The organism is Pedobacter psychrodurus, assembly GCF_004331735.1.
Lineage (GTDB): Bacteria > Bacteroidota > Bacteroidia > Sphingobacteriales > Sphingobacteriaceae > Pedobacter > Pedobacter psychrodurus.
On the sequence record NZ_SJSO01000010.1, the window covers coordinates 166,471 to 178,080 of the forward strand.

Consider the following 11,610-nt stretch of genomic DNA (forward strand, 5'->3'; position numbering starts at 1 on the left):
TTACATTCTTAATTACCAACCAAAGTTTTGTCTCAATGCCGAATTTTTAACGGTCTCATCATAAGGAAATGCATTATGATAGAGTTTATCCTGAAAAGTAATACTTACCACAGGAACAATTTCATGCGTATAAGAACCGTTTGCTTCTCTTATAATTTTCATACCGGTAAGGGTTTTATTCAACTCTGTGTTAGCATTTTTCCAACGGCGAACATCGAAGAATCGATGTTCTTCGAAAGAAAGTTCAATTCTTCTTTCGTTTCTGATAATATCTCTCATAGCCGCTTGAGATATGCCTGATGGAATTCCATAACGGGCATCAGTACCAGCATTTATTCCAGCACGTTTCCGTATTTCGATTATTTCTTTCACGGCATCTTCAGTTCTTCCGCCTAATTCATTTAATGCTTCAGCATTATTAAGCAGAATTTCGGCATACCGGAAATAAATAAAGTTGTGGCTCTGTTGAGAATAGGTGGTACCGGTAACGAAGTTCCCCATAAACTTTCTAAGGTAATAACCGGTTCTGGTTTGTGTTATAAGATTGTTATTGGGTTTGTCTCTTCCGCCTTCAAATGTTTCAACCGCCCTGTTAAGCCAATTATAACTAGCAGCCGATGGTGTATTAGCATTAGAAAAGAAAACTGTTACATAAAACCGAGGGTCGCGATTTGCATAAGGACTAGCTGGGTCATATCCATTTGGATTTATTGTAGATTTTAAATCCTGGCTTATTGGTTTACCGTTTATCGTTGTAAATGCATCAACAAAATTTTGCGTTGGGTTTGTTCTCCCTCCACCAGCAATAGCTGCAAATCCCACATATCCAACGGGTGCATTGTTGTTCTCAATATCAAAATTATTTACACTTTGCTTTGCAAAAATTACTTCCGAATTTTTTTTATTGATGAAAATATTTCTGTAACCAGATGCCGAAGCTCCTGTTTGTAAGGAGTAATAATTTCCTAATGCTTTAAATTCTACTACAGCATCTACAACTTTCTGCCAGCGAGTAATGTCTGTAGTTAAGTATCCTGTAAGTTTTTTAAGTTCTGCATCTGCCTCTACTCCTCCTCCATTAAAAAGCGGACTAGCAGCATAAAGGTAAAGCCTGCATTTTAAAGCAACGGCTGCACCTTGAACAATGCGGCCAAAGTTATTGGCATTAGAATCGTTATCTGGATACAGATCTGGTTTTATCGCATCACATTCGCTTGCAATATAATTTACACATTCTTCAAATGTATTTCTCTTGAGTTGAAGGTTATCATTTAAGGTAAATACATTGTCTGAAATTAATGGAACACCCCCGTAACGCTGTAAAAGTTGAAAATATAAGAAAGCCCTTATAAATCTGGCCTCGGCATTAAAACGTTTTGTACGGATGGGATTACCGGCAGGCACAGGTATTTTCGCACTGTTTGCAAGAAAAATATTAGCCTGCCGTATTCCAAAATAAGCATTGCTGAAATATTGGTCGGGATTATTAACAACACTTACAATTCCATTGGTATAATAAGTTATGTTGGCTGTAGGAACAATTGAAACCGCATCATCAGTTGCTGCATCCAAAAAATCTCCTCCAACCCGGGCAAAGCCAGTTGGCAGAAATGTGTAAATATTATTAAGAAATTCCTGTGCCCTAACCGCATTTAAATCTGCCGGGTCAAAAATGATATCATATGTATCTAAATCCTTTGGCTCGTCTTCGAATTTTTTACAGGAATGTAAAGCCACCAAGCAGACAAAAAATAAATATATTGAAAAAGATTTTTTCATGATTTTTGTGATTAGAATTTAACATTAACACCCAGGTTATAAAGCTTTTGCAATGGATACGCATCAACAGGAACTTCAGGATCTAGATTACCTTTTAGTTTGGTTGCCGTAAATAAATTTGTACCGTTTGCAAAAACCCTAATCGAGCTTATTTTTAGAATACTTACAAGGCGTGAGGGAATGGTTATACCAACTTCAATATTTTTGAGCCTGATGTAATCTGCCCGCCTGAGCCAATAACTGGAGAAAGTATGGTTGTTTTGATTGAATCCGACACTTAAACGAGGATAGCTTGCAGTAGCTGCAGTTGCCGGTGTGAAACGATCGAGATGTTGCGAGAAAGCATTTCCAAGTCCACCATTTTGAAACTCAAAATAATTGTTGCTGCTTAGGTTAATGGTATAATTAGCAACTCCCTGAACCAAAGCACTAAAATCGAAGAATTTATAGCTGAACCCAAAATTTGCACCAAAAATAGCTAATGGGCTTTTACTGCCTATTACGGTTTGGTCGAATTGATTTAGAATGCCATCACCATTTAAATCTTTGTATTTAATATCTCCAGGCTGTGGCGTGTAACCTATGAATGTTGCTATGCCATTTTGAGACGAGTTTGCAATATCTGCCTGAGATTGGTAAAGTCCATCAGCTACGTAACCAAAAGACTGACCAACCCGCTGACCGGTTCTTTGCATCCAGGGAAAAGGCTGTTCAACTTCATCAAAAAACTCAACAACCGATTGTTGAAAACCAACATTTAGCGCTGCGTAGTAGTTAAAGTTGCTTGCCTTTTGCTGTTGCCATGACAATTGCAATTCAACTCCATTATATTTGTTCCTTCCAATATTTTCATTTGGATAAAAATTACCTAGCAGCGAAGTATTCCTTCCTCTTTGCGTTAATAAATCTTTAAACTTATTATTGTAATAATCTAATGAAAAGCCTAATTGATTATTAAAAAACTTGCCTTGAAGATTTATATTTAACTTATTTGCGTATTCATAAGTTATGTCTGCATTAGCCAGCGTACTCTCATTTAGTGTAGTTACTGTTCCTGCTCCTGTTCCAAAATAGGCTACAGCACCTCCAAATATGCGTTGTATATAAGAAAAATAACCAGGGTTATCATGACCAACTCTACCGTAATTAGCCGCTAATTTTAAGAAATTTAATGCTTTACTATCTTTAAGAAAATCCTCCTTCGAAATTATCCAGCCCAATCCTGCAACAGGAAAAAATCCCATTTTATAGTGGCTCTTACCTGGATAGTAATTGGACCCACTGTAAGATGCTGCAAATTCACCAATATATTTTTCATTGTATACGTATGATGCATTCCCAGAAAGGCCCTTTATACTGTAGGGAATATTAGAACCGTAAACATTACTATCATAATTAGCTACTACGGCCGCATTAACATTATGAAGATCTTTAAAAGTACGGTTGTAGCCTGCAGAAAATTCCAGATAGGTTTGTCGTCCCTGCCCTACGTTTGGTTGCCCGCTGGTGGTACTAATTATAGAAACATTCGTTTGAGGCGATGGTTGCGTTAGTGCATTTGAGTACGTTTCTACGCCTGAAGCAGAAACGTTTCTTTGAAATGCAACAACGGGTTTGCTTCTATTTGTTTCCTCAATTAAGTAAGAAGCAAATGAAACCATACCCTTTATGTATAAGCCCGGTGTAATATCGTCAAGTGTTCTTTTTACATAAAAATCAGAGATGATATCACGTCTAAAGGTTTGGCGATAACCAGATTGAACAGCCATTCCATAAATATTATTTGTAAATCTTGTTGTACCTGCAAGACTTCCGTTTGGATTAAATATTGGATAGGAGTTGCTTGGCGTGGTTAGCAACGAACTGTAAATGGCACTTGTAGTAGCTCCTGGTTCGTTAGTATTGCCTATTCTCCCAAATAAATGAATACCACCAGAAAGTTTTGGATTGATCTGAATGTTAATATTTGAACGAAGTAAATAACTTGCCAGATAATTATTGGTATCATAAATATCAGTGCTTTTAAAAAGTCCATCTTGTTTAAGGTGTTCTACACCTGCAAAATAGGTAATTGTACTATTTCCACCACTCATATTAAGAGAGTATCGGTTTAAAGGCGCTCTGCTTTTTAAAACTTCGTTCCGATAATCTACGTCAGGATGACCGAATGGATCTGAGCCATCTTTAAATGCCTGAAGGTCTGTTGCAGTGTAAAGTAATGCTGTATTGTAAAATGGATTTACAGAAAGCTCGTTACGGATTGCTTCATTTCTTAGTGTAGCATAATCAAAGGCATTTAATGCTTGCGGCATTTTTAGCGGCCTTTGAGACGCCGATTGTATGGTAAATGAAATGCGTTCCTTACCATTATAGCCTTGTTTAGTAGTTATAGATAATGCACCATTTGCTCCTCTAACGCCTAATAAAGCGGTAGACATGGCATCTTTCAAAATCGTTACCGACTCTATTTCTTCTAAAGTGATTGTTGAAATCAGACGAGGTATTCCATCAATTAAAATCAATGGCGTTCTACCTCTTAATGACAAGCTAACGGCATCAAAACCTGGCTGTCCGGAGTTTTGCTGAGTATTTAAGCCTGCTATTCTACCTGTTAAAGCATTAGTAACACTGTTAACAGGGTGCTTTAATAAATCTGAATTATCTACGGTTTGTGTGGAGACAGTGGATAAGTTTGCAAATAATGGGATACTAAAAGGAAGATAAATCCTTGTTTTAGAAGATACAGAATCGCCGAAAGCAATAACGCTATCCTTCTTATTAATATTGTTTAAGGGCTTTTCCTGCGCAGAAACTTTCGTTATTACAATGCTGAAAAAGCACATAAAAATCCCTAAAAGCTTAATTGTAATTTTCTTTCTCATGTTATTTAAAAATTATTGGTTAAAGAGATCAAATAGCAGACAGGATTTCCTTGGGACAAAAAAGCTGCAATTGATGAGAAAGAAACAGTTTGGTTACTGTAGTAAAATTGTTCATAATGTTTGGTTAATCTGGTTAGTAATTTCTTTAGTTTGTATACTTTCAAACAGCATTTTGTTGCAATGGTTAAAGTCGGAAAGAATATTTGGTTAAGTCAAATTCTGTGGCGCCCCCAAAATTCGAATATAAATCTATCACAAGTTGAAGCGTATTAGCTACAGGATTGATAATCATTATAGCACAAATGTTAACAAACACACAATGATTTGATAATCAAATAATTATCATTCAAAACAGCGTAATAATAGATAATTTTGGACAATGCGGTTATGATGCGTTTATGCCAGAATTTCTTCTTACGTGCAGGTCAGGAAAGCTAAATTTGCACCCGGATTCAATCAATACCCATCCACACACGCCGACAAAAAGAGAAAATAACAGAAGATCTACCTTTCCTATCAGAAAACATGCAGCGTCGATCCAGAACAAAAGATAAAGTAAATGGCCTGCCCCTCAGAGAACAGCCAAAAACAACCCAAACCCCATCTGATACCAAGCAAAAACAACGGCCCATTTTATTGAAACAAACAACAACACTAACCTAACCCATCCCATTACCTCCGCCTCTCCCTCCACCCAAGAAAATTTTCAAAGTCCTTCCTCTGCCCCCTCCATTTATCCCAATTCAAAAAAAAGTTACCACACAAAGCACCCAACAACCCTTAGTCATCACCACCAATAATACTTAAACCAGTGGCGGCAGTATAACAAAAGAGATTTTGAAAACGATCACTACTGAGATAATCCCGCAAGTATTTAAGCTTGCCGCCAAAAGAAAGCTAACCATTGAAACAGAAGCCATGCACTTAAATGAATAGCGATGGCCTGGCACAAAACAGATACTGGTAAACGGATAGTACTGGCGCAATAACAGACGCACCTATAAGTTGCCAGCGCAGACCGGCTAGATTGTTGATATTGAAATCTTAGTTGTATTTTATGTTCTGCGCTTAAGCCGGATTGACATCTTCTGTGCTCATGAAAATACGCAACTATAGTAACTAGTTCTTAAAACGTTTGACGATATGATTATCTATAATAATTACTTATCTAGATTCATGAATATGCTACGAGGCAGGTAATCTAACTTCAAAGGCCAATGTCAGAGTCAAATCCTCAACAGGTCGGTCACCTATAATTTCTCCCTTGCAAATGAATGAAAAAACGGTATAATGTTCGAAAAAGAATATTTTCAAATCTATTTGCAGCTGTCAGTGTTTTTAAAATATGTACAGAACAGTTATAGATTTAATTGCGCTTGCCCTTTTGTTGGCTAAAGGTGTGCCTTGGTGGGCAGTAATTTGGCGCCATTATATTTAATCTGGATAGAGGCATCCGAAACTGTCTTTTTACTGTCCCATATGTTGCCAATATTTTTCGCAAGCAAGTCAATATTATCTGCAACCAAAATGCGGTAGGCCGTTTGCTCTACATTTTTTTGCTGCGAACGCAACTGCCAACTCAAGCGCGGATGAAGTGTTTCGATCCCGAGTGGATTTTCCCGGTATTCACATTTCAATCCTGTCACCTCTACCTGATCATAAAGCTGGGTAAGCAAACAGGTTAATCCAAATGTGATCTGTATTTTTTTTATAGTAGCAATAAAAGCAGGAGTTTGTTTCATGATACAAAAATTCGGATAGTGTTTTTATTCTCTCTAATTAGGGGAATTAAGTCACTTCACCCAACTGAGTTTCAGTTTGGTTATTAAACGAACAATTTAGCTGATCGTTAAAATAAATCTAGCAATTAAAAATCACCACAAAATATATAATCTGATAATTCAAATACACAGTTTGATTTTAAATGAGTAGGCAATAATCAATATCAGTAATCGCATTTAGATACAGCAAAACTACATGAAGAAAGCATTAAAGTGTAAATAGGTTCCCTAGCACCATAAGCCGCTGCAATTCAATTAGCGTTTAATCAGTTTGTCGATGTCCACAGTAGAATAAGCTTTTTATACCGCTTCTCTATTTCTCCAATTTTAATGCATATGCATAGTCGCAGGGTTTTTCTTTTGGAAAGGTAATTTTTAAACCACTGCTATCCTGGGTAAAGACAAGCTGACCACTATGTCCCAACATGGATATTTTTCTTAGCTTCCCGATATCGGCTTCCGCGGCTTTGATGACAAGCTCATTTTCTGTGGGCCATTTGAATGTGATCGCGTAGCGCACGCTGTCCTTTATGGTGAAGCGAAAATCACCTTGCGGGGAACCTGGCCATGCACGGGTACCATATATAGCCTCGCCATTAATCTTGAGCCATTTGCCTATATCCAATAATACCTTACACTGTTCTTCTGGTATGGTGCCATCGCTTTTAGGGGAAATGTTCAGCATCAGGTTACCATTGCGGCTTACGTTATCCACTAACTTACGCACCACTGAGGCTGCCGAAACTACTTTCATACCTTCTACATAGCCGAATTTATCTGCAATAGGGTCATCGACCTGCCAATAGTAATCGGTGACCTGTTTGGGAGCTCTTCCCTGCCTTTCATAGTCAGTAACAGTTCCGAACAGATAGGCATCACTTTTTGTTGTTATTGTCACCTGCCTACCCCATTTTACCGCACGGTTATAATAGTAAGCGGCAAAACGTAATTTGATCGGATCGAGTTTCCGCGGATTGACCCCATTATCAAAAAATACCATATCGGGTTTATAGCTGTCTACGATCTCCTGCATACGGGCAAGCCATTCTTCCAAAAAAGCAGGGTTTTGTGGAGCGGTCGGATCAGCGACCATTTCGTTTCCAACAGGAGCGTTTTGTGCTTTTCTTTCCAAGGGTGGTTGCGGAGGACCGTAAAATGATGCATATCTTGGATCGAGCACATCGGTTTTTTCCTTTATTGTAGGATAAAGAAAATCCCAGTTCTCCATCCGGTGGTTGGATATCCCGAATTTCAGGCCTTTTTTACGTGCGGATTTCGACAACAAACCAATAATATCCTTTTGCGGCCCCATTCTCTTAGCATTCCATTCAGTCAGTTTGCTGTCGTACATCGCAAAACCGTCATGATGTTCGGCAGTCGGGCAAATGTAGCGCGCACCAGAATTTACAAACAATTCCATCCATTCATCGGCATTAAACTTTTCTGCTTTAAAAAGCGGGATAAAATCTTTGTAACCAAAAATATCAGGCGCCCCATAGTGTTCGGTGTGCCATTTCGCGAATGCTTCATTGTTATACATGTGGCGTGGATACCATTCACTACCATGCGCAGGTACCGTGTAAACGCCAAAGTGTATGAAAATGCCGAATTTAGCATCCTTTAGCCACTCCGGAACATGATAATTTTCCTTTAATGATCCCCAATTATCTTGATAAGGGCCACTGGGAATGGCTTTCGCCCTGCCACTTGGCAAACTGACTGTCTTTCTCTGCAAGGCGGTGTCCGTGACCTGGACAGGTAGCTGTTTCTTGGCATCTACCTTTAACGCCAGCTGCGAAAGGCATACTACTAGCATAATTACCGTTAATCTATTCATAGTTGGGAACCGTTAGGTGTACCAGAAGTATGGAAGACAGAAATTAAGAAAATCCGTCTCTTCACTTGGTTTTATATTTGGTTATCTATTCCAAAAATAAACAACTGATCCGTTCTGAACTTGAAAAAATTAGACTTTTTGTTGTAAAAATCCGACATTTAAATGATCAAATGCGTATCCTGCTGAATGTAAATCCTTAAGACCGTTTGGTAACATGCTTTTTTCTAATGTTCTTCTTAAGTTCGGTTTCCTCAATCTCAATACTAGTTTTTAATCCAACGCTTCTCAGCTGGGCATCGGCCAAAGCCGTTGTTAACTCATCGATCTTTTTCTTAAGAAGTTTTGTCTCCTGGTTTTCGTCAATCGCTGAATGTGCATTAGATGTCTTCGAGTGTACCAAGATCACATTGGTAAACAATGTTTAAGTCGCTGTTTTGGTAGTTGGCCCCAAACCGTTAGTAATCCGTACCTAATATATCCGACACAGTAAACTTCAGGTTTGCTGTGTCGTTAAAAAGCAAATAATTAATGCCGATATCCGAACACTATCTTGGAAATTGTCAGTATCAAAATCATACATTTCCATGTTATTATTTGCATTTTCTATTTTTTTAATTCATATATCTGTAATCAGAAGGTGATTGCCCGGTTTTGTTTTTAAATATTTTTGTAAAATGGGAAGGGTGTTCGAAACCTAGTATAAAAGCAATTTCACTAATGTTTTTTTCTGTGCTCCATAGTAACGATTTTGCTTTGTCTATCAATTGGAGGTGAATATGTTCAATTGTGGTTTTACCTGTATATCTGTTGAGCAAATCCGACAAGTAATCAGGCGATAGATTGAGTTGTGCAGCAAAGTATTTTACATCAGGTAGTCCGTCATCGATGAGTGAATCTTTTGAGAAATATTTCAATAGCTGCCTTTCAAATTGTTGTACAAGATCGTGATTTGGCTTAGATCGGGTAAAAAACTGCCTATCATAGAAACGTGTACAATAATTGAGAAGTAATTCAATATTACTTACGATCAGTTCCTGCGAATGTTTATCTATATTTTGTGAATACTCTACTGTCACATTATCTGCGCATCTACGTAGAGTTTTCTTTTCTACCTCAGATAAATGAAGTGCTTCGTTGGCATCATAATGGAAAAATGAATACCCGTGTATTTTTTTACCAAGGCCTGTGCGGTATAGTAAATCAGGGTGAAAAAACAATCCCCATCCATCATCGAAAGAAATACGGCGCTGTGTAGTCACTGCCTGTCCTGGGGCGGTAAATACTAATGTGCCTTGGTCAAAATCGTAACTTGATCGCCCATAACCCATCGATCCTTTTAACTGTTTAAGGTATACCGCATAAAACCCTAATCGGAAAGCTGTTTCTTCCTTGGGGAAGTTGTCTCTGTTGATTTGCTGAAGCTGTAAAAAGGAAACCAATGGGTGTTTTGGTGGCGGGCATCCGTAAAGCTTATGCAGCTCTTGTATAGTATTTATATCAACGAATGCCTGTTTCATTTTACATTATATTGGTGTTACGTAAATTTACTAAAAAAATGTTTGAACAGTAATTATCCTACCGTTGATAATGCCAAATAACACGTTCATAAGCGGTGACCACTTTACTGGCTTTGACAGGAATAAACCCAGGAAGTAAGAATGGATAAGCATCTGACTCTAAAAGCACCGTATGGCTGATGCAGTTTATACGCAAATGATATGTTTAGTGCCTGTTATTGTGTGCTTTCCTTAAGATGGAAAATAGAGGAGCAACTATATTCGGATGCCCCTCTCTGAAAACTAAATAAACATTCCACCGGATACTTCAATACGCTGGGCATTTACAAAGCGGCTGTCTTCCGAAAGGATAGATGCAACAAATGCACCCACATCGTCTGCTAATCCAAGGCGGCCTAATGCAGTCATAGAAGCGATCTGGTCGCGGTGGCTATCATCACCTTTACCACCACCAAATTCTGTGTCAATGGCACCAGGAGCAACGCTGTTAACACGAATCTTCCTGGCAGCATATTCTTTCGCAAAGTAACGTGTCAGTCCCTCCGTAGCCGACTTAAGCGCTCCGTAAACAGCAACGCCCGGAAAAGCAAATCGTGCGAGACCTGAAGAAATATTGATGATCTGTCCTCCGTCATTTATCAAGGGAATAAGTTTCTGTGTTAGAAAGAAAACCCCCTTAAAATTGGTATTGACCAGTTCGTCAAATATTTCTTCAGTAGTGTCCTTTATAAGGGCTCTCTGGGCTATCCCGGCATTATTTACAAGATAATCAAAGCTTTCCCTGTTCCAATCTTTCTTAATCACCTGCGCAATCCGAGTAGCAAAATCATTAAAAGTATTTGTTTTTGAACTATCTAATTGCAGTGCAACTGCTTTACCGCCATTTCTATTGATAGCATCTACAACCGCAGTTGCATGATCAACATTGTTGTTATAGGTTAGAATAACATCAAGTCCGCGCGCTGCTGCATTTAATGCTATACTTTTTCCTATTCCACGGCTACCACCAGTTACTAGGACAATTTTTGTTTCTTTGTTTTCTGTATTCATTTCTATGTAGTTTTAAATTACATAGCAAAGTTCCACAGAAACAAAATGGGTGACTTATATATTTCCGGTTAGCTTTTATACATTTCAGAGATTACTTATCAGAAAGCTCGCTGAAGTAAAGACTGGTTTTACCATCAATAGCTTTTTTAACAACAGGGCATTAAACTGTCTACTTTTCAAAAGCCGAAGAATAGTCACTCAATCTTTCCCAAGGCCAGAGGCAAGATTTCGGTTATAATATAACAACCATTAGCGGAACTTATCAGATAGAATTCAAAAAAATGAGGGCATTCGGGAAGCTTGTAAAACTCCATAGCAACTTGGGGAGAAATAATCTCGACCATCCCGACGACAGCATCCAGAGTTTTCTTCCGGGTAAAAACATTCGATTTCTACCTGCATAAGAGTTAAGTACATGAGACTGTAACAATATCTCAGACTCCCTCCTATGCTGCCCCCCTTCTAAAGCTAATCTTTACACACATCTTTGTGTTCCATTACTTGTGCATAAACTATAAATTGTTGGTTGAATTTATCTAACCCCTCTTTGATTGTGATATATCCTGGTGGACCATGAGATTTATATCCGCTCCATCCTGCCAGTCTAGCTAATAACCATGTGGCCCAAGCCAGGGTTTGCTTTTTGTATGGATTTTTCTGTAATTCTGTGCCTCCTTCCACTCGTTGTCTTACCATATCTAGATAATCTATTTGGTTCGAACTGAATACATCTGCTGCCTGCATCGATTCATCTTTCAGCCCAA

The 11,610-nt window shown here is 38.3% G+C and carries 7 protein-coding genes and 1 pseudogene; all 8 read right to left on the reverse strand.

Annotated features, from left to right (window positions below; translation table 11 throughout):
- Positions 1–12 precede the first annotated feature (12 nt).
- Complete coding sequence (locus tag EZ456_RS14055; protein ID WP_131531129.1) at positions 13–1,779, reverse strand: RagB/SusD family nutrient uptake outer membrane protein; 1,767 nt, start codon at positions 1,777–1,779, stop codon at positions 13–15.
- Positions 1,780–1,790: 11 nt separating this feature from the next.
- Positions 1,791–4,661 (reverse strand): SusC/RagA family TonB-linked outer membrane protein, encoded by a 2,871-nt coding sequence (locus EZ456_RS14060; RefSeq protein ID WP_131531130.1) that lies wholly within the window; start codon positions 4,659–4,661, stop codon positions 1,791–1,793.
- A gap of 1,391 nt (positions 4,662–6,052) precedes the next feature.
- Entirely contained in the window at positions 6,053–6,403 is a 351-nt protein-coding gene (locus tag EZ456_RS14065; RefSeq protein WP_131531131.1) for a glycoside hydrolase family 78 protein, read from the reverse strand.
- Positions 6,404–6,755: 352 nt separating this feature from the next.
- Complete coding sequence (locus EZ456_RS14070; protein WP_131531132.1) at positions 6,756–8,279, reverse strand: alpha-L-fucosidase; 1,524 nt, start codon at positions 8,277–8,279, stop codon at positions 6,756–6,758.
- A 196-nt stretch (positions 8,280–8,475) separates the two neighbouring features.
- Positions 8,476–8,679 (reverse strand): hypothetical protein, encoded by a 204-nt coding sequence (locus EZ456_RS14075; protein ID WP_131531133.1) that lies wholly within the window; start codon positions 8,677–8,679, stop codon positions 8,476–8,478.
- 211 nt (positions 8,680–8,890) lie between these two features.
- Positions 8,891–9,796, reverse strand: a complete 906-nt coding sequence (locus tag EZ456_RS14080) for a helix-turn-helix domain-containing protein (RefSeq protein ID WP_131531134.1) — start codon at positions 9,794–9,796, stop codon at positions 8,891–8,893.
- 282 nt (positions 9,797–10,078) lie between these two features.
- Positions 10,079–10,846, reverse strand: a complete 768-nt coding sequence (locus tag EZ456_RS14085) for an SDR family NAD(P)-dependent oxidoreductase (RefSeq protein WP_131531135.1) — start codon at positions 10,844–10,846, stop codon at positions 10,079–10,081.
- A 468-nt stretch (positions 10,847–11,314) separates the two neighbouring features.
- Positions 11,315–11,610, reverse strand: a pseudogene (locus EZ456_RS14090) (hypothetical protein); the annotation flags it as partial.

Excerpts from the sequence above, each read along its gene's own strand:
- EZ456_RS14055 (WP_131531129.1), bottom strand. The coding sequence starts at position 1,779 with ATGAAAAAATCTTTTTCAATATATTTATTTTTTGTCTGCTTGGTGGCT.
- EZ456_RS14060 (WP_131531130.1), bottom strand. The coding sequence starts at position 4,661 with ATGAGAAAGAAAATTACAATTAAGCTTTTAGGGATTTTTATGTGCTTT.
- EZ456_RS14065 (WP_131531131.1), bottom strand. The coding sequence starts at position 6,403 with ATGAAACAAACTCCTGCTTTTATTGCTACTATAAAAAAAATACAGATC.
- EZ456_RS14070 (WP_131531132.1), bottom strand. The coding sequence starts at position 8,279 with ATGAATAGATTAACGGTAATTATGCTAGTAGTATGCCTTTCGCAGCTG.
- EZ456_RS14080 (WP_131531134.1), bottom strand. The coding sequence starts at position 9,796 with ATGAAACAGGCATTCGTTGATATAAATACTATACAAGAGCTGCATAAG.
- EZ456_RS14085 (WP_131531135.1), bottom strand. The coding sequence starts at position 10,846 with ATGAATACAGAAAACAAAGAAACAAAAATTGTCCTAGTAACTGGTGGT.